The sequence below is a fragment of the Microbacterium sp. H83 genome, assembly GCF_001650405.1.
Classification (GTDB): domain Bacteria; phylum Actinomycetota; class Actinomycetes; order Actinomycetales; family Microbacteriaceae; genus Microbacterium.
Genome location: NZ_LWCU01000002.1, coordinates 83,100 through 101,355 on the forward strand (window position 1 = coordinate 83,100; position 18,256 = coordinate 101,355).

Annotated in this window: 18 protein-coding genes and 3 tRNA genes; 13 read left to right on the forward strand and 8 right to left on the reverse strand. The window is 70.5% G+C overall.

Going from position 1 to position 18,256, the window contains the following annotated elements; all coding sequences use genetic code 11:
- Nucleotides 1-13 precede the first annotated feature (13 nt).
- The 3 genes from A4X16_RS01785 to A4X16_RS01795 all read right to left on the reverse strand — a co-directional run bounded on the left by A4X16_RS01785 (nt 14) and on the right by A4X16_RS01795 (nt 330).
- Nucleotides 14-86: transfer RNA gene (locus tag A4X16_RS01785), tRNA-Phe, on the reverse strand.
- 68 nt (nt 87-154) lie between these two features.
- Nucleotides 155-228: transfer RNA gene (locus A4X16_RS01790), tRNA-Asp, on the reverse strand.
- Nucleotides 229-257: 29 nt separating this feature from the next.
- A tRNA-Glu gene (locus A4X16_RS01795) sits at nt 258-330 on the reverse strand.
- Nucleotides 331-541: 211 nt separating this feature from the next.
- Here A4X16_RS01795 and A4X16_RS01800 point away from each other — a divergent pair.
- Nucleotides 542-1,918 (forward strand): M23 family metallopeptidase, encoded by a 1,377-nt coding sequence (locus A4X16_RS01800; protein ID WP_231880233.1) that lies wholly within the window; start codon nt 542-544, stop codon nt 1,916-1,918.
- Between the two features lie 71 nt (nt 1,919-1,989).
- Here A4X16_RS01800 and A4X16_RS01805 read toward each other — a convergent pair whose 3' ends face one another.
- Nucleotides 1,990-2,481 (reverse strand): inorganic diphosphatase, encoded by a 492-nt coding sequence (locus A4X16_RS01805; RefSeq protein WP_017204665.1) that lies wholly within the window; start codon nt 2,479-2,481, stop codon nt 1,990-1,992.
- Between the two features lie 43 nt (nt 2,482-2,524).
- Complete coding sequence (locus A4X16_RS01810; RefSeq protein WP_067115516.1) at nt 2,525-3,160, reverse strand: TMEM175 family protein; 636 nt, start codon at nt 3,158-3,160, stop codon at nt 2,525-2,527.
- 77 nt (nt 3,161-3,237) lie between these two features.
- On the opposite strand from A4X16_RS01810, the gene tilS reads away from it, so the two are divergent.
- Nucleotides 3,238-4,224: a tRNA lysidine(34) synthetase TilS gene (gene tilS, locus A4X16_RS01815; RefSeq protein WP_067115520.1), complete on the forward strand. Its 987-nt coding sequence runs from the start codon at nt 3,238-3,240 to the stop codon at nt 4,222-4,224.
- A gap of 11 nt (nt 4,225-4,235) precedes the next feature.
- Here tilS and A4X16_RS01820 read toward each other — a convergent pair whose 3' ends face one another.
- Nucleotides 4,236-4,754 carry a DUF937 domain-containing protein gene (locus A4X16_RS01820; RefSeq protein WP_067115523.1) on the reverse strand — a complete coding sequence of 173 codons (519 nt, stop codon included), beginning with the start codon at nt 4,752-4,754 and terminating at the stop codon, nt 4,236-4,238.
- Between the two features lie 136 nt (nt 4,755-4,890).
- Here A4X16_RS01820 and hpt point away from each other — a divergent pair, with 136 nt between their 5' ends.
- The 10 genes from hpt (at nt 4,891) to A4X16_RS01870 (ending at nt 13,590) form a co-directional block, all read left to right on the forward strand.
- A complete protein-coding gene (hpt, locus tag A4X16_RS01825; RefSeq protein WP_067115526.1) occupies nt 4,891-5,442 on the forward strand; it encodes a hypoxanthine phosphoribosyltransferase in 552 nt (183 codons plus the stop codon).
- 86 nt (nt 5,443-5,528) lie between these two features.
- Nucleotides 5,529-7,529 (forward strand): ATP-dependent zinc metalloprotease FtsH, encoded by a 2,001-nt coding sequence (ftsH, locus tag A4X16_RS01830; protein ID WP_067115529.1) that lies wholly within the window; start codon nt 5,529-5,531, stop codon nt 7,527-7,529.
- A 3-nt stretch (nt 7,530-7,532) separates the two neighbouring features.
- The gene (folE, locus tag A4X16_RS01835) at nt 7,533-8,141 is read left to right on the forward strand and encodes a GTP cyclohydrolase I (protein WP_067115532.1); all 609 of its coding nucleotides are present in this window, start codon (nt 7,533-7,535) and stop codon (nt 8,139-8,141) included.
- A complete protein-coding gene (gene folP, locus A4X16_RS01840) occupies nt 8,138-8,956 on the forward strand; it encodes a dihydropteroate synthase (RefSeq protein WP_067115535.1) in 819 nt (272 codons plus the stop codon). Before folE ends, folP begins: the two co-directional genes overlap by 4 nt.
- Nucleotides 8,957-8,959: 3 nt before the next feature.
- Nucleotides 8,960-9,346, forward strand: coding sequence for a dihydroneopterin aldolase (gene folB / locus A4X16_RS01845; RefSeq protein ID WP_067115538.1), 387 nt, complete (start codon nt 8,960-8,962; stop codon nt 9,344-9,346).
- The gene (gene folK, locus A4X16_RS01850; protein ID WP_067115542.1) at nt 9,343-9,882 is read left to right on the forward strand and encodes a 2-amino-4-hydroxy-6-hydroxymethyldihydropteridine diphosphokinase; all 540 of its coding nucleotides are present in this window, start codon (nt 9,343-9,345) and stop codon (nt 9,880-9,882) included. Before folB ends, folK begins: the two co-directional genes overlap by 4 nt.
- On the forward strand, nt 9,879-10,376 hold the full coding sequence (locus tag A4X16_RS01855; protein WP_067115545.1) for a DUF3180 domain-containing protein: 498 nt from the start codon (nt 9,879-9,881) through the stop codon (nt 10,374-10,376). The genes folK and A4X16_RS01855 overlap by 4 nt, the downstream gene beginning before the upstream one ends.
- Nucleotides 10,312-10,908 (forward strand): PH domain-containing protein, encoded by a 597-nt coding sequence (locus A4X16_RS01860; protein WP_067115548.1) that lies wholly within the window; start codon nt 10,312-10,314, stop codon nt 10,906-10,908. The genes A4X16_RS01855 and A4X16_RS01860 overlap by 65 nt, the downstream gene beginning before the upstream one ends.
- Nucleotides 10,905-12,893: a PH domain-containing protein gene (locus tag A4X16_RS01865; protein WP_067115551.1), complete on the forward strand. Its 1,989-nt coding sequence runs from the start codon at nt 10,905-10,907 to the stop codon at nt 12,891-12,893. The genes A4X16_RS01860 and A4X16_RS01865 overlap by 4 nt, the downstream gene beginning before the upstream one ends.
- Nucleotides 12,886-13,590, forward strand: coding sequence for a DUF2520 domain-containing protein (locus A4X16_RS01870; RefSeq protein ID WP_067115554.1), 705 nt, complete (start codon nt 12,886-12,888; stop codon nt 13,588-13,590). Before A4X16_RS01865 ends, A4X16_RS01870 begins: the two co-directional genes overlap by 8 nt.
- Before the next feature lie 52 nt (nt 13,591-13,642).
- Here A4X16_RS01870 and A4X16_RS01875 read toward each other — a convergent pair whose 3' ends face one another.
- Complete coding sequence (locus A4X16_RS01875; RefSeq protein WP_067115557.1) at nt 13,643-15,445, reverse strand: DUF2207 domain-containing protein; 1,803 nt, start codon at nt 15,443-15,445, stop codon at nt 13,643-13,645.
- A gap of 80 nt (nt 15,446-15,525) precedes the next feature.
- Between A4X16_RS01875 and lysS the strand changes: the two genes are divergently transcribed.
- Complete coding sequence (lysS, locus tag A4X16_RS01880; RefSeq protein ID WP_067115559.1) at nt 15,526-17,052, forward strand: lysine--tRNA ligase; 1,527 nt, start codon at nt 15,526-15,528, stop codon at nt 17,050-17,052.
- A gap of 40 nt (nt 17,053-17,092) precedes the next feature.
- Here lysS and A4X16_RS01885 read toward each other — a convergent pair whose 3' ends face one another.
- Nucleotides 17,093-18,208, reverse strand: coding sequence for a DUF4192 family protein (locus A4X16_RS01885; protein WP_067115561.1), 1,116 nt, complete (start codon nt 18,206-18,208; stop codon nt 17,093-17,095).
- Nucleotides 18,209-18,256 lie beyond the last annotated feature (48 nt).

The window sequence follows — 18,256 nt, forward strand, 5'->3', positions numbered from 1 at the left end:
ATGATGGTCCTTGTGGCTCCGACGGGCGTCGATCCCGTGACCTCACGATTTTCAGTCGTGCGCTCTACCAACTGAGCTACAGAGCCATGCGACCGGCGAACCTGTCGCACCTAGACGAGAGGCCCTCTTCGAGAAAAGGGCCTGTCGCTTAGAGCGACCCTGACGGGACTTGAACCCGCGACCTCCGCCGTGACAGGGCGGCACGCTAACCAACTGCGCTACAGGGCCATACTTGTTTTCAATTGTATCGGAAGGAGTGACCCCAACGGGATTCGAACCCGTGCTACCGCCGTGAAAGGGCGGCGTCCTAGGCCGCTAAACGATGGGGCCGAAGTCTGTCCCGGGGGACTTCCTTGCCGACGCTCAAGCATAAGGGATCCCTCAGCCAAAACGCGAATCGAGGGCGAGCCTGCCGCTTCCCGGGCGTGTTCAGGAGGACGATGGGAGTTCATCGCCCTGCCATGCGGGCGACAGTCGCATCTGTTGCGGATGTGATTGCTGTTGTTAGTGTGGCATGTGTGAATCCGGCGGAAGGGGCCGTGTGAACGACAAGCTTTCTCCGCTGGATGCTGCCTTCAGGGCGGCGTCAGAGGACTGCGGTTGCGCGCCCACGCCGGCCGAGGGCAGGGCCCTCTGGCAGAAGGGCGGCGTCAGCCGTCGCGGAGCCCTCGGGATCGGCATCGGCGCGCTCAGCGTCGTCGCGCTCAGCGCATTCGGTGTCACATCGGGCGTCACCGCCGCGTACGCCGCGTCGTACCCCAGTTGGGACGACGTGCAGAACGCGATGCGCAACGAGTCCGCGAAGGCGTCGGAGATCACCCGGATCGAGGGCCTGATCCAGGCGCTCACGACCAAGGTGGCCGAGACGCAGGCCGCAGCCGAGGCCGCCGGTGCGGAGTTCGACGCGGCGCAGATGGCGTACTTCGACGCGATCGCCGCTGCGGAGGAGCTCCAGGCGCAGGCCGACGCGCAGGCCGCCGTCGCCGACGAGGCCACGCGCAAGGCGGCGCAGCTCGCAGCCCAGCTGTACCGGAACGGCGGCGACGACACCGCCCTCGAGCTCTTCTTCGCCGGGTCCGCCGACAACGCCGACGAGCTGCTGTCCCGTCTCGGCACGATGGACAAGGTCTACCAGTACAACCAGACGGTGAAGGACAAGGCCACCGCCGCTCGCGACGCCGCGCAGTCCCTCAGCGACCAGGCCGTCGTCGCGCGCACCGAGCGCGACCGCCTGCAGCAGATCGCCGAGCAGAAGATGATCGCGGCGCAGCAGGCCGCGGAGGCTGCGCAGGCCGCGCTCGACGAGCAGACCGCCAACCTCACCACGATGCAGGCCCAGCTGGCCGCCCTCAAGGACCAGAGGGCCACCACGGTCGCGGCCTACCAGGAGGGCGAGCGCGTCCGCGCCGAGGAGCGCAGGCGTCAGGAGGCCGCAGCGGCTGCCGCGGCAGCAGCGGCGGCGGCAGCGGCCGGTGGCGGCGGTGGCGGCGGAGGCGGAGCAGCCGGCTCGGGCGGATGGGTGCGACCCCATGGCGGATACCGCAGCGCCGGATACGGATCGCGGCCCAAGCCGTGCGCGGCCTGCTCGGGCTATCACTACGGCGTCGATCTCGCGAACGGGTGCGGTGCGGCGATCTTCGCGGCGCAGTCCGGCACCGTCGACTACGCCGGCCCGAAGGGCAACTACGGCAACTACATCCGCATCCAGCACGGCGGCGGCATCTCCTCCGGATACGCGCACATCAGGGACGGCGGCTTGGCTGTCCGCAGCGGCCAGTGGGTCAACTCGGGTCAGGTCATCGCCTACGCCGGCAACACGGGAGCATCCGCGGGCTGCCACCTGCACTTCGAGGTCTACATCAACGGGGCCTACACGAACCCGATCTCGTTCATGGCGGGCAAGGGCGTCTCGGTCTGAGACCCTCGCCCTTCACGCAGAAGACCCCCGGCCGCTGAGCGGACCGGGGGTCTTCTGCGTGTGATGCGAGGTCAGTGACCCTGCTCGCCGAACCGCACGATCGCCTCGTCGAGGATGCGCTGCGCCTCGGCGGCGTTGCCCCACTCGTCGACCTTGACCCACTTGTTGGGCTCGAGGTCCTTGTAGTGCTCGAAGAAGTGCGCGATCTCCTTCTTCGTGTACTCGGCGATGTCGTCGATGTCCTGGATGTGGGCCCATCGCGGGTCCTTCGACAGGACCGCGACGAGCTTGTCGTCGCCGCCGGCCTCGTCGCTCATCTTGAGGACGGCCACGGGGCGGACCTCGACGACGACGCCGGGGTAGATGGCGTGGTCGAGCAGCACGAGCACGTCGAGCGGGTCGCCGTCCTCGCCGAGAGTGTTGTCGAAGTAGCCGTAGTCGGCCGGGTAGCCGAAGGTCGTGTAGAGCACGCGGTCGAGGTGCACTCGCCCGGTCTCGTGGTCGACCTCGTACTTCACGCGGCTGCCGCGCGGGATCTCGATGACGGCGTCGTGTGCGCCCATGCGTGTGCTCCTCAGAAAAGACGGTTGGATGCCGCGCACCAGCCTACCCGCGCGCGGCTCCCCGCCGTCGGGCGACGCGGGCGAGCACCCGCGTGACCGGCCCGGTGAGCAGCAGCACGAACAGCCCCGCGTAGCTGTGATCGGGGAGCAGCACCGCGATCGTGAGGGCGACGGCGAACAGGATGATGGCGGCGAGGTCGCCGATGACGCCCGCTCTGAGAGTGGCCGGCGACGAGCTCGTGAGATCCGGATGCCGCTGCAGATAGAGCCACGCCGCCAGGGTCGTCACCTGGGTCAGGATCAGCGAGCCGATGTAGACCACGGTCTGCAGCGTGTCGGTCTTCATCTGCCCGATCATGGCGGTGGGCACAGGGAGCCACACGATCGTCGCCATCCACGCGACGTTGATCCACAGCAGCGGCCCCGTCATCCATTCGACCGAGCGGTACTGGCTGTGATGCCCGATCCAGAAGGTGGCGATGAGGAGGAAGCTGAGCGCGAAGCTGAGCAGCTGGCCGGAGTGCTCGGCGAAGAACTGCGCGGTCGAGAGCCTGCCGGATGCCGCGTCCGCGACCGCCTCCGTCAGCGGCAGGATCAGCAGCGTCATCGCGATCGCGACGACCGCGTCGACGAACGCCGTGAATCGCTCGGGACGGAACCGCTGGGTCTCATCTGCCACGGCGCCAGACTAGGACCGCTCGGGGTGAGAGCGCGACCCGCGCGCGGCGGCGACCGCGGGTGATCTAGCGTGGAGCTGTGCCGTCGCTCTCACCCGTCATCGCCGAGATCCGCCTCGCCGTGCGCACCGCGCTCGCCGACCTGCCGGAGGGCGCGCGCGTCCTGGTGGCGCTCTCGGGAGGAGCCGACTCGCTCGCGCTCGCCGCGGCGACGGCCTTCGAGGCTCCGAAGCGCGGCCTCCTTGCCGAGAGCATCACGATCGATCACGGACTCCAGGACGGGTCGGATGACGTCGCGGCCCGCGCCGCCCGGGTGGCAGCGGATCTCGGTCTCGGCGCCGGTGTGATCCGCGTGGATGTAGGAGCGGAGGGCGGTCCGGAGGCCGCGGCCCGCGACGCGAGATACCGAGCGCTGGCCGATGCGGCGAGGGATGCCGGCGCGGCGGCCGTGCTGCTCGGCCACACCCTCGACGATCAGGCGGAGACGGTGCTGCTCGGCCTCGCACGAGGAGCGGGGGCGGCGAGTCTGCAGGGCATGGCCCCATCACGTGAGGACGAGGACGGGCTCCGGTGGGTGCGGCCGCTCCTGGGTGTGCGCCGGTCGACGACGCGGGACTTCTGCGCGGCATCCGCTCTGGACGTCTGGGACGACCCGCACAACACGGAGGACCGGTTCGCCCGCGTCCGCGTGCGCGAGCGCGTGCTTCCCGTGCTCGAGTCGGAGCTCGGGCCGGGGATCGCCGAGGCGCTCGCACGCACCGCGGAGCAGCTGCGGGAAGACGCCGAGGCCTTCGACGAGATGATCCACGAGACCATCGAGGACATCGTCGAGCACGCGGAAGCGGGCATCTCGGTGAGCGTCGCCGCGCTCGCCGCCAACCCGGCCGCGCTGCGCAACCGGATCATCCGGCTCGTGGTCGACAGCGAGTTCGGCGCGAGCCTCACGCGCCTGCAGACGGTCGAGGTCGCCCGTCTCGTCACGGACTGGACGGGTCAGGGGCCCATCGACCTGCCGGGATGCTCCGCGGTGCGCAGCGGAGGCCGGATCGTCTTCGCCGCACGCTGAGGCCGCGCGACCTACTTCCTGCCGCCAAACAGGCCGCCGAGAAGGTCGCCGATGCCGCCGCCGGACGAGCCGCCGCCGAGGATCCCGCCGATCACGTCGCCGATGCCGCCCGACTGCTCGCCGGCATCCTTCTTCGCCGACTTGTCCTTGTTGGCGTTGGCGATCAGCCCCATGACGATCGGAGCGAGGATGGGGAGGAGCTTGCCGAAGTCGATGCCCGCGGTCTGCGTCGACTCCGTGAGCTTCTCGGTGACCTCCTTCTCCTTCGCGCCGAGGATGTGGGAGACGATCTTGCCGCCGTCGGCCTGATCGATGTCCTCGACCTTCGCGGGGCCGGTGGCGCCCTCGTGGCGCTTGAGGGCGTTCTCGATCGCCGACGACCCCTCCGCGGTGGAGGCGTTCGAGGCGAGACCGCCCAGCAGCACGGCGCCGCCCTGCTCGACCGCGGCCTTCGCCTCGTCGTGCGAGACGCCGAGCTTCGCGGCGATGTCGTCGATCGGTACCTGCTTCAGGATGTCGTCGAGAGCCATGAGTGAGTCCTTCCGTCAGGGCGTCCGCCCGTCACACCGCCCACAGTAGTGCGCTCGCCCCGAGGGTGGCCGGTATTCTGCGGTGCCTTCCAGAAGGCAGGCGGGAGCATCGACCCGCGTCGCCTAAAATCGATCCATGCGCGCCGCGGAAATCCAGGACGACCTTGCCCAGATCCTCGTCACCGAGGAGGAGATCCTCGCGAAGCTCGACCAGCTCGCGGCCGAGGTGGCGGAGGACTACGCGGGCAAGGAGCTGATCCTGGTCGGCGTGCTCAAGGGCGCGGTCATGGTCATGGCCGACTTCGCACGAGCGCTGCCCTTCCACGCGCCGATGGACTGGATGGCCGTGTCGAGCTACGGTGCGAGCACGAAGTCGAGCGGCGTGGTGCAGATCCGCAAGGACCTCGACACCGACCTCAACGGCAAGCACGTGCTGATCGTCGAGGACATCATCGACTCGGGCCTCACCCTCAGCTGGCTGCTCGAGAACTTCGGCTCGCGCGGCGCCGCGTCCATCGAGGTCCTCGCGCTGCTCCGCAAGCCCGAGGCGGCGAAGGTGCACATCGACTGCAAGTACGTCGGCTTCGACATCCCCACCGACTTCGTCGTCGGCTACGGGCTCGACTACGACGAGCGCTACCGCAACCTCCGCGACGTCGCGGTGCTCGCCCCGCACGTCTACTCCTGACGGGGCCGCAGCGCGCCCCGGGCGCCGTACGCCGTGGGTGAACGCACAGCAGGCACCTAGCGCACCCGCGATACGCTGATCCGACCATGGATGTCAAGAAGCTCACGCGGAACCCGCTGATCTACGTCGCCCTGATCGGCCTGCTGCTGTTCGGCGGCTTCCTCCTGATCTCGAACCTCGGCGCTCCGAAGCAGATCACGACGCAGGAGGGTCTCGAGCTGCTCGCCGGCAAGACCGTGACCGAGGTCGTCAACACCGACGGCGACCAGCGCGTGGACATGACGCTCTCGAAGGCGTTCGAGGGCTCCGAGAACGTGCAGTTCTACTACGTCGACGCCCGCGCCGACGAGGTGGTCACGGCCATCAACGCCGCGGACCCCAAGGACGGCTTCAATGACGCGGTCCCGCGCGCCACCTGGTTCGACGGCATCCTCTCGCTGCTCCTCCCGCTCATCCTCCTGGGCCTGCTGTTCTGGTGGCTGCTGTCCTCCATGCAGGGCGGCGGCGGCAAGGTCATGCAGTTCGGCAAGTCCAAGGCGAAGCTGGTGAACAAGGAGACGCCCACGGTCACGTTCGCGGACGTCGCCGGTGCCGACGAGGCCATCGAGGAGCTCCACGAGATCAAGGAGTTCCTGCAGGACCCGGCGAAGTTCCAGGCCATCGGAGCCCGCATCCCGAAGGGCGTGCTGCTGTACGGCCCTCCCGGAACCGGAAAGACCCTCCTCGCCCGTGCCGTGGCCGGTGAAGCGGGCGCCCCCTTCTACTCGATCTCCGGATCGGACTTCGTCGAGATGTTCGTCGGCGTCGGCGCCTCGCGAGTGCGCGACCTGTTCAACCAGGCGAAGGAGAACGCGCCCGCGATCATCTTCATCGACGAGATCGACGCCGTGGGTCGGCACCGCGGCGCCGGCATGGGCGGCGGCAACGACGAGCGCGAGCAGACGCTCAACCAGATGCTCGTCGAGATGGACGGCTTCGACCCGAACGCGAACGTCATCGTGATCGCCGCGACGAACCGTCCCGACATCCTCGACCCCGCGCTGCTGCGTCCCGGCCGCTTCGACCGTCAGATCGGCGTCGACGCCCCCGACCTCAAGGGCCGGCAGAAGATCCTCGAGGTGCACAGCAAGGGCAAGCCGCTGGCGAAGAGCGTCGATCTCGAGGTCGTCGCCCGCAAGACCCCCGGCTTCACCGGCGCCGATCTCGCGAACGTGCTCAACGAGGCCGCGCTGCTGACGGCGCGCTCGAACGCCCAGCTGGTCGACAACCGCGCACTCGACGAGGCGATCGACCGCGTGATCGCGGGACCGCAGCGCCGCACGCGTGTGATGAAGGACCGCGAGAAGCTCATCACGGCGTACCACGAGGGCGGACACGCGCTCGCGGCCGCGGCGATGAACTACACCGACCCGGTGACGAAGATCACGATCCTCCCGCGCGGCAAGGCGCTCGGCTACACGATGGTGCTGCCGCTCGACGACAAGTACTCCGTGACGCGCAACGAGCTGCAGGACCAGCTCACCTACGCGATGGGCGGTCGCGTCGCCGAGGAGATCGTCTTCCACGACCCCACGACCGGCGCCTCGAACGACATCGAGAAGGCGACGTCGATCGCCCGCAAGATGGTCATCGAGTACGGCATGACCACGCAGGTCGGTCCGGTCAAGCTCGGCTCCGAGGGCGGCGACATGTTCGTGGCCCGCGACATGGGCCGCGGTCGCGAGTACTCCGAGAAGGTCGCCGAGCGGGTCGACGCCGAGGTGCGCGCCCTCATCGAGCAGGCGCACAACGAGGCGTACGAGGTCATCAGCGCCAACCGCGACATCCTCGACCGGCTCGCTCTCGCCCTCCTCGAGGAGGAGACGCTCGATCACAACCAGATCGCCGAGATCTTCACCGAGGTGCGCAAGCTGCCGGAGCGTCCGCTCTGGCTCTCGAGCGAGGATCGTCCGGTCTCGGAGGTGCCCCCGATCGAGGTGCCGAAGAAGGTCGTGCCGGTGGCCGCCTCCGTCGAGGCGCCGGCGACGGCTCCGCGCACCCAGCCCGGATCGGCAGGTGCCGGTCAGGCGCGACCCGCGACGGCCTGATCCGTGTCCGTCGATCGCGACCGCGTCGAGCGGCTCACCAGGGAACTCCTCGAGGCGATCGGGGAGGACCCCGATCGGCCCGGACTGAGGCAGACGCCGGCGCGCATGGCCGAGCTGTACTCGGAGTTCTTCGCCGGGATCGGCGAGGATGCCGCGGCACCCCTCGCACACACGATCAGCGTCTCGCGCGGGCCGGCTCCCGACACGCTCCCGTCGGGGGCCGTCCTGCTCCGCGACATCCGCTTCCGCTCCGTGTGCGAGCATCATCTGCTCCCGTTCGCGGGCCGCGCGCACATCGCCTATCTCCCGGGCGAGCAGGTCGTCGGGCTCGGTGCCCTCGTCCGCGTCGTCGAGACGCTGGCGACGCGCCCCCAGGTGCAGGAGCGCCTCGGGGAGCAGATCGCCGACACGATCGCCGAGAACCTCGACACCCGCGGCGTCCTCGTCGTGCTCGACGCGAGCCACGGCTGTGTCACGATGCGCGGCGGGCGGCAGCCCGAGGCGTCGACCCTCACCATCGCCGCTCGGGGCGAGTACACGGATGCCGTCGCCCGCGCCGAGCTGATCGCGCTGATCGGCTCGTCCGCCGGCTCGGGACTCGGACACGGATGACCGGCATCTGGGGCATCGTCAACGTCACCCCCGACTCGTTCTCCGACGGCGGGCGGTACTTCGACGTCGACCGGGCCGTCGCCCATGGACTGCGCCTGCGCGACGAGGGCGCGACGGTGCTCGACGTCGGCGGGGAGTCGACCAGGCCGGGCGCCGAGCGCGTCGGCCCCGAGGTGGAGCGGGAGCGCGTGCTGCCGGTGATCGAGCGCCTCGTCGCCGAGGGTGCTCCGGTCAGCATCGACACGTTCAACGCGTCGACCGCCGTCGCCGCGGTGGCGGCGGGCGCCCGCATCGTCAACGACGTGTCGGGCGGACTCGCCGACCCCGACATGCTTGCGGCGGTGGCGGCCTCCCGAGCCGACTACGCGATCGGCCACTGGCGCGGCTTCTCGGACGACATGTATGCCCACGCCGAGTACCGACGGACGGCCCGTGAGGTGGCGGGGGAGCTGCAGGAGCGCGTCGGTGCCGCCGCAGCATCCGGCATCGCCCCGTCGCGTCTGATCGTCGACCCGGGAATCGGATTCGCGAAGGCGGGATCGCAGAACTGGGATGTGCTGCGCGGCCTCGACGAGATCGTGAACCTCGGCCCGCGCGTGCTCATCGGCACGAGCCGCAAGCGATTCCTCGCGGAGACCCTTCGCGGGGCGCGGGGCGGCTCCGAAGCGGTGCCGGACGTGTCGGAGGCGCGACGCGACCTCGCGACCGCGGTCACGAGCGCGCTGGCCGTGCGTGCCGGCGTGTGGGCGGTGCGCGTGCACGACGTCGCCGCCACCCGCGACGCCCTCGCCGTCGCGCACGCCTGGGAGGGGTAGATCATGGATGCCATGGATGAGATCGTCCTCACCGGACTCACGGTCTTCGGGCACCACGGCGTGTACGACCACGAGCGCGAGGACGGCCAGGACTTCACGATCGATCTGCGGCTGCGCATGCCCCTGCACGACGCCGCCCGGTCGGACGACGTCGTCGACACCGTGCACTACGGCGAACTGGCCGAGAAGGTCGCGGCGGTGGTCGCCGGCGAGCCGGTGAACCTCATCGAGACGCTCGCCGAGCGCATCGCCGACGTCGCGCTCGGCGACCCTCGCGTGCACTCGGTCAGGGTGACCGTGCACAAGCCGCACGCCCCCATCGCACTCGCGTTCTCCGACGTCGCGGTCACGGTCGACCGGGGCAGGACGCACCCGGAGGTGGCGCGATGAGCCGGAACCTGACGATCCCGCCGACCCTTCCCGGCCCGCGCGAACGACGGCCCGACGCGGTCGCGGTGGTGGCCTTCGGCGCCAATCTCGGCGACCGCGAGAGCACGATCCGCGCGGCCGCCGAGCGGATCGCGCGACTCCCGCTGGTGAGCGACGTGCGCCTGTCGTCGTTGTTCGAGACCGTGGCGCTGCGGCTCGACGGCCCCGATCCCGAGGCGCCCGGCTACGTCAACGCGGTCGCCCTGGTGACCACGAAGCTGGCGCCGTCGATCCTCCTCGGGATGATGCACGCCATCGAGGACGAGTACGGACGGGTGCGCGAGGAGCGATGGGGCGACCGCACGCTCGACCTCGACCTCATCGCGTACGGCGACGAGACGTCCGACGATGAGCGGCTGCAGCTGCCGCATCCGCGCGCGTTCGAGCGACTGTTCGTCCTCGAGCCCTGGCTCGACCTCGATGCGGACGCCGTGCTCCCCGGCCGGGGGAGGGTCGCCGATCTCGCGTCGGAGCTGCGCCGCGGGGATGCGCGATGAAGCGCACATCCGTCGGACTCCTCATCGTCCTGGCCGTGCTGTCGGCCGGCGGGGGCTTCCTGCTCGACCACATGCTCACCGTCATGGGGCGCACGACCTTCACGCCGTCGCTCCTGCTCCCGGTGCTGCTGCTGCTCATCGCCGCGGCATCGCTCGGCGTCGCCTGGCCGGTGCGCGCGAGCGTGCGCAGCGGCATCCGGATCGATCCCTTCCGCGCGACCAGGGCAGTGACCCTGGCGCGAGCGTCCTCGCTGCTGGGCGCGATCATGGCCGGGCTGGGTGCGGGGCTCCTCGCTTTCCTCCTGTCCAGGCCGATCGATCCCCCGGTAGGGTCGACTGTGGCGATGCTGGCCCTGATCGGCAGCGCGGTGGTCCTCGTGATCGCGGCGCTCATCGCGGAACAGTTCTGCACACTGCCGAAGGATCCTGATGACTCAGAACCCAGAGATCGAGCCGGGGACGCCGGCCCCGCTGAATTCGGCGGAGGTCACTGACCTCGACGCCCTCGACCAGGGCACGTACTCCCGGGTCCGCACCGTGCGCAGCGAGTCCCGGCTGGAGCTGGACGGGACCTGGCACCAGATCTCGCCTCGGTACGTCGTGTCGCAGGTGGTGCAGAACCTCATCTTCGTGGCCTTCGTGATCGCCGTGGCCGCCGTGCTCGCGCTGGCCCTGGATCAGACGTGGGCGTGGATCCCCGCGGGAGTGATCGTGCTCATCACGCTCCTCACGCTCGTGATCCTGCCCCGACAGGCGAAGGCCATCGGCTACATGCTGCGCTCCGACGACATCGTGTTCCGCAAGGGCATCCTGTGGCAGCGCATGATCGCCGTGCCGTACGGGCGCATGCAGCTCGTCGACATCACGCAGGGCCCCCTCGACCGGGGCTTCGGCGTTGCCCAGCTCAAGATGGTGACCGCCGCGGCGACCACCGGCGTGCAGATCCCCGGTCTCACGCAGGGTGCTGCCGAGGCGCTGCGCGACACGCTCATCGAGGTGGCCGAGACCCGCCGGACGGGCCTGTGAGCGAGCACGGCATCCCCGCGCCCGCCGACGCGCCGCAGGCGCCGCGGACGGAGTCGACGACCCTCGCCGACGGCGAGTGGCATCGGATGCATCCGCTCACCCCGCTCTTCAAGGGCGGGCTGGCTCTCATCATCATCGCGGGCATCGCGATCGCCAACCTCCGCGACCGTCTGATCGCCTGGGCGGTGGACCTCTTCTCGCCCGAGGCCCACTACAGCGACTACCAGAGCGGCGACCCTGTCGACTGGGTGCTCGAGAACAACCTCATCGTCATCGTGCTCCTCAGCGTGCTCGCGCTGGTGGTCGTACTGGTCGGCATCTTCTGGTTCGTGTGGCGGTTCCAGCAGTTCCGCATCACGGGCGACCACGTCGAGGTGCGCAAGGGCATCGTCTTCCGCTCGCACCGCCGGGCGCCTCTCGACCGCGTGCAGGGCGTCAACCTCACGCGTCCGTTCCCCGCTCGCATCATCGGGCTCGCGAAGCTCGAGGTCGTCGGCGCCGGGACCGACTCCAATGTCGAGCTGGAGTACCTCGCGACCGCTCGGGCCGAGTCGGTCCGCACCGACATCCTGCGCCTCGCCTCGGGGGCCCGTGCGGCGCGGCAGAGCGGCGGCGCGGCATCCGCGGTCCGGCCCGCCGATGCCGGTGCGGCGACGCCGGGCGCTCCCGTCTCCGGGCGCTCGCACCTGGTCGGCACGATGAACGACGGAGTGAACGGCCTCATCAGCGGCGTCGACCTGTCGGACGTCGCCCCCGAGAGCGTCGTCAAGATCCCCACGGGACGACTGGTCGGATCGCAGCTGATCTCGAGCGTGCTCTGGATCGTCTTCTTCGGGGTGATCTTCCTCGTCGCGATCGGCGGCATCTCGATCGGAGCCCTGATCGACGGCGAGCCGGTGGGCAGCCTGATCGGCCTGGGCATCGGTCTCGGCATCGGCATCCCGATGGTGATCGCGGTCGTCGGAATCACCTGGGCGCAGATCTCGAAGTCGCTGCGCTACTCGATCGCGCCGACGCCCGACGGCGTGCGCATCACCTATGGGCTCCTGACGACCGTGACCGAGACGCTGCCGCCCGGACGCATCTTCGCGGTGGAGGTGACGCAGTCGCTGCTGTGGCGCCCGTTCGGCTGGTGGACCATCAAGATCAACCGGATGAGCGGCAAGAGCGCCGCCCAGCAGCAGTCCGGCAGCGCCCAGCAGTTCAACATCGTGCTGCCGGTCGGCAAGCGCGCGGACGTCGAGCGCGTGCTCGCGCTGATCCTGCCCGATGCTCCCGTCGCCGACATCCCGCTGGTGTGGGAGCACGGCATCCTCGGTCCGGTGGAGGGCGACCCATATCGCACCATGCCGCGCCGAGCATGGTGGCGTCGTCCGCTGTCGTGGAAGAGGCACGGATTCGCGATGACCGAGTTCGGTGTCCTGCTGCGCCGCGGCATCGTGTGGCGCAAGCTCGCGATCTTCCCGCTCGCCCGGCTGCAGGGACTCTCGCTGTCGCAGGGGCCGATCGACCGCGCCCAGGGGCTGTCCGGCGCGCAGGTGCACTCGGTGCAGGGTGTCATCACCGGATACCTCTCCGGTCTGGAGCGCGACGATGCCCTGTTCCTCCTCGACGGCGTCAGCGCCGCCGCCGCGGCAGCCGCGGAGCGCGACCACACGCATCGCTGGGGCGAGTACGTGACGGATGCCGCAGGCGACGAGGTCCCCGGCGGCTACCCTTCCGCGGATCAGGGAGCCGCCGCCCCGCGGCATCCCTCCTCTCCGCCGGCGCTCGTGCCGCCGCCGTACGTCGCGCCCGCGGGAGCCCCGCAGGTTCCCGCCCCACAGGCTCCCGGGGCGACCCCCGTGCCGCCGCCGTACGTCGCGCCTGCGGGAGCCCCGCCGGCTCCCGGCACGCCGCCTGTGCCGCCGCCCTACGTCGCGCCGCCGGCTCCTCCCGCTCCACCCGCTCCACCGGCTCCACCGCGGGCTCCGTCCGGTGAGTGAGCCCTCCCGTCGGGACGGACGTCTCGGCGTCGGCATCATCGGCGCGGGGCGGGTCGGTCCGGTGATCGGGGCGGCACTCGCCGGCGCCGGGCACGCCATCACCGGCATCACCAGCGGCTCGGATGACGATCGCGCCTCTGCGGTCCTCCCCGACGTGCCGATCCTCGATCCGCTCGACGTCGTCCGCCGCAGCGAGCTGGTGGTCGTCGCCGTTCCGCACGATCAGCTGGCATCGCTGATCGCGGGGATCGCCGAGGTGGGCGGCTGGCAGATGGGGCAACTCGTGCTCCACACCGACCCGGGGCACGGCATCGAGGTGCTGCGTCCGGCCGCCGAGCGCGGCGCCATCCCTCTCGCGGTGCACCCCGCCATCGCCTTCACCGGGACGACCATCGACCTGCGCCAGCTGCAGGCGAGCTATGCGGCCGTCACCGCCCCGGCGGCGGTGCTGCCGATCGCACAGGCACTGGCGGTGGAGATGGGATGCGAGCCGGTCGTCATCGCCGACGCCGACCGCGCGGCGTACGCGGATGCGATCGAGACGGCGACCGCCTTCTCGCGGTCGATCATCGCGCAGTCGACGGCGCAGCTCCGCGGTATCGGCGTCGAGAACGCGGGGGGCTACCTGTCGGCGCTCGTGCAGTCGGCCGTGGAGACCGCGCTTCGCGATGCGTCGGGTCCGCCGCCGCTGATCTGACGTCCGGCGCGCGGCGGGAGGCCCTGTCGCGGTCGCGGACTCCGGCGCATCGTCAGCGGCCGCCGGAGAACCCGCCGCCTCCGCCGCCCCCGGAGAACCCGCCGCCGAACGAACCGCCGCCGCTCGACGACGAGCTCGCGCTCGGGGCGGAGTAGCTCGCCGCCGCGTGCGATGTCGCCGTGAAGGCGATCAGCTGGCTGCGGAGGAACGGCGCGCTCGGATCCCCGATCCACGACGCGCCGCGCTGCTCGAACGCGTAGACGTGCTCGAGCACGTCGCCCCATTCGTCCTCCATGCCGAAGAGCATCGCGTAGGGGAGCAGGCGCTCGTAGACGACGATCACGTTCGCGCTCCCGTCCTGCCGCCGTTCGGCACCCGCATACGACTGGAGCATCTGCAGCCGGTCCGCCTCGGCCACGCGGATGAACTCCTTCACGCCCAGGAGGTACTCGTAGGTGCGCGCCCCCTCGGGCGTGAGCACGGTGTGCCTGGAGAACGTGTAGAGCGAGGAGCAGAGGACCAGGAAGAGTCCGAAGGAGATGGCCACGAACGCGGGGATGGCGGTCACCCGGCCGGCGATGAGCCCCCACAGCCCCAGCCCGAACCCGGCCAGCGCCACCGCGATCGCACACCACTGCAGGATCACGGCGGCGCGGCTCCGGGCCTTCGTCGTCAGGCCGCGGGCGGCGGCCGCGGCGGTGCCGCTGCTCGCGAGGGTCTTCATCCGAGCGGCGAACTCCTCGCTGGTGGACGGCAGCTCGGCGACGCCGTCGGCGTCGGCGCCGGCGAAGAGGGCGGCGAGGGCCTCCTCGTCGAGCTGATCGGGCATCGGTGCGCGGGGGAGGCGTCGCAGGCGCGGATCCACCACGGCCGTCCCCTCCTCGATGCGGAGTGCGCCGTGAACGGCGAGGTGCACGATCTCCGCCGGGATCGCGTCCTTCGAACCGGGGACCAGTGCGGCGGCGAGGAGGGGCGGCAGCGAGCCCGGGACGTCGTACTGCGCGATGACGATCCCGCTCGCCCTGCGGCGGGATCGCTTCGTGGAGGACACCGCGAACCAGCCGGCGACGGCGATGCCGAGTCCCCCGAGAGCGGCGATCGCGGGCACCGTGTCGGTCACGGGATCGGGCAGGCGCGCGGCGGGCTGGGTGGCTGTGCCGGCATCGAAGCCGATCGCGACCGTGACGCCCTGGCCCGGTGCGAGATCGACGGCCTCGACGCCGAAGGTCGACCCGTCGGCTGTGAGCGGGCATTCGTCCGTCGTCCCGGAGTAGCCGATGTAGCAGCGCGCGTCTCCCGTGAGGCTCTCGGTGAGAGCGTCGTCGAGCACGATGTCGGCTGAGAAGCTCTCGATCGCCTGCGTGCTGTCCAGCGGCAGCAGATCCCAGTAGAACTCGTCGACCCCGGTGTCCGCCGCGAGCACGACGTCGCGCATCTCGTAGTCGATCACGTACGTGGTGAGGCCGCGCACGTAGTCGTCGTCGCCGGTGAGGACGTACAGCAGGCCGTCGTCCTCGTCGGTCTCGAACGGCACGGCGGCACCGTCCTGGTCGGTCACCGACAGCACGCGCACGTCGAGCCAGGCGTTCTCGTAGGAGGTCGGAAGGCCGCGGACGATCCCCTTGTTCTGGTCGGTGTCGGGGAACCGCGCCGTGAGCGCCTCGGTGACGTGCAGGTGCGCGCGTCCCTCCGCATCGAGGCCGAGCTCGTAGCGGGCGTCCCACTCGGCGTACGAGAAGTCGTCGACGTCGGCGGAGGGGGCGGAGGCGGCGGAGGCGGCGGATGCCGGCAGGAGCAGTGCGCCCGCCGCGAGGGCTGAAGCGATGAGTGCGGGGCCGAGACGGGTGGCTGCCATGCCTCGAGGCTATCGAGACTCCGCCACAGGAAGCGGGACCCGACCTCGGTAAACTGGTCGGGACTTTCAAGGAGCCCCGAATGACTGACGCGTCTGTCGCGCCCGAACCGACCACCGCCGCCACCGAAGAGGACGTCCACGAGCAGAAGGCCGTGCGTCTCGCGAAGCGCGAGAGGCTGATCGCGAAGCGGGCGGATGCCGGGGGCGGCGCGTTCCCCGTCGGCGTGCCGGTCACGCACACCATCCCGGCGCTGCGCGCGGAGTACGGCGACCTTGAGGCCGGCGCCGAGACGGGTGTCGTCGTCGGCGTCGCCGGACGCGTGGTGTTCAGCCGCAACACGGGCAAGCTCTGCTTCGCGACTCTGCAGGCGGGCGACGGCTCGCGCATCCAGGCGATGATCTCGCTCGCGAACGTGGGGGACGAGTCGCTCGCCGACTGGAAGGAGTACGTCGACCTCGGCGACCACGTGTTCGTGCACGGCGAGGTCATCTCGAGCCGTCGCGGCGAGCTCTCCATCATGGCGGACGGGTGGGAGATCGCCGCGAAGGCGATCCTGCCGCTGCCCAACGCCTACGCGGAGCTCAGCGAGGAGGGGCGCGTCCGCAGCCGCTACCTCGATCTGATCGTGCGGGAGCAGGCGCGCACCACCGTCCGCGCCCGAGCCGCCGTGAACGCCAGTCTCCGGGCCACGTTCGGCGACCACGACTACCTCGAGGTCGAGACGCCGATGCTGCAGGTGCAGCACGGCGGAGCGTCGGCGCGTCCGTTCGTCACGCACTCGAACGCGTTCGACACGGAGCTCTATCTGCGCATCGCGCCGGAGCTCTACCTCAAGCGCGCCGTCGTCGGCGGCATCGAGCGGGTCTTCGAGATCAACCGCAACTTCCGCAACGAGGGCGCCGACTCGACGCACAGCCCCGAGTTCGCGATGCTCGAGGCGTACCAGGCCTATGGCGACTACAACCAGATGGCGGCTCTCACGCAGGAGCTCGTGCAGCAGGCCGCGATCGCCGTCGCCGGCTCCACGACCGTCACCTGGGCGGACGGGACGGAGTACGACCTCGGCGGCGAGTGGGGCCGCATCTCGATGTACGAGTCGCTGTCCGCCGCATCCGGCCGCACGATCACCCCGACCGCCCCGGTCGAGGAGCTGATCGCGTTCGCCGAGGAGAATGGGGTCGACCTCCCGGCGCAGGCCACGCACGGCAAGCTCGTCGAGGAGCTGTGGGAGCACTTCGTGAAGGGCGACCTCGTGCGTCCCACGTTCGTGATGGACTTCCCCGTCGACACCTCCCCGCTCGTGCGGGAGCACCGCTCGATCGAGGGCGTCGTCGAGAAGTGGGACCTGTACATCCGCGGCTTCGAGCTGGCCACCGGGTACTCCGAGCTCGTCGACCCCGTCATCCAGCGCGAGCGGTTCGTCGAGCAGGCGAAGCTCGCCGCCCGCGGCGACGTGGAGGCGATGCCCGTCGATGAGGAGTTCCTCCGCGCCCTCGAGCACGGGATGCCGCCGTCCGGAGGCATGGGCATGGGGATCGATCGGCTCCTCATGGCGATCACCGGTCTCGGCATCCGCGAGACGATCCTCTTCCCGCTCGTCAAGTAGCGTCCCGCTCGTCACGGAGCGTTCCGTCGGACGGCGATGGTCAGCCAGCAGCGCCCGCGCGTCGGAACGACCACTCCGGCAGCACGGCGCTGCTGATCATCGACGACAGGAGCACGGCGAGTCCGTAGTCGGCGTCGATCTCGGCGACGCGTTCCAGGTAGTGCCCGGCGTGACTCGAACGTCCCAGAGCCCACGACAGCCATGCGGCCGCGGTGAGCGGAGCGGGTCTCGACGCCCGCGGGGCGCGCGCCGCGGCCGCCCGGACGACGTCGAGGGCGACCCGCAGCCGGTCGGGGTCGGGCGCGGGACCTCGGCCGATGAACACATCGCCGATGTCTTCGGGGATACCGGCGCGCGTCCGCGAGAACGCCAGCTGGGCGTCGAGAGTGCGCGCGCCGCCTGCGAGATCCGAGGCCCACTGGGTCAGCGCGACGTCTCGGAAGAGCGGTCTGCCGAGGCACCAGAGCAGCGCAGCGGTGGCGAAGGGCGGAAGGTCGTCCGGCGCGGCGAGCACCGACTCGAAGAACGCCGGCACGTCCTCCAGCAGGACGAGCGCGGCGATCGCCTGCGGGTTCTCCCTGGCGAGGCCCGTGCCGTGCGCCGCCGGACCCAGCAGGCGCTCGAGCTCGATGAGCGCTCGGGCGACGCGCTCCTTCTCGGCGAGGTCGGCGTGCGGCAATGCGGTGCCGGCCAGCTGATCTCCGCTGACATCGCCGATGCCGGGCACCACCGGGACGTCGGTCGACATCTCGTTCAGCTCGGGCTCGTCGTCGAGATAGCTCACCCACCCCTCCGGGGTCACGCAGAGCGCGTCGACGATGCGCAGCCCCGTGTCGACCGCGCGGCCGAGGAGCTCGTCGACCGCCACAGCGAACGGGACGACGAGGCCGTCGCGGGTGGCCTCGCACTCCGTGCTCGTGTAGACGATCACCGCCACCGCATCCGTGCGCTCCACCCGCGCGACCAGGCCCACCGCGGCATCCGCGTACTCCTCCAGCCCGATCCCGGCGTCCGGGAGGTCGAGGCGCATCGCGCCGCTTGTGCGTGAGCCCTGGAAGGGGAGCAGCACGATGCTCTCGGAGGGGGTGAAGCCGGCGAGCGAGGGGACGAGACGCAGGAGATCGGCGGAGCCGGAGGCGCGGAGCACAGTTGTCATGCCGAGAGTGTGGGCGATCGGGCATCTCGGCGACCTCCTGTCCACAGG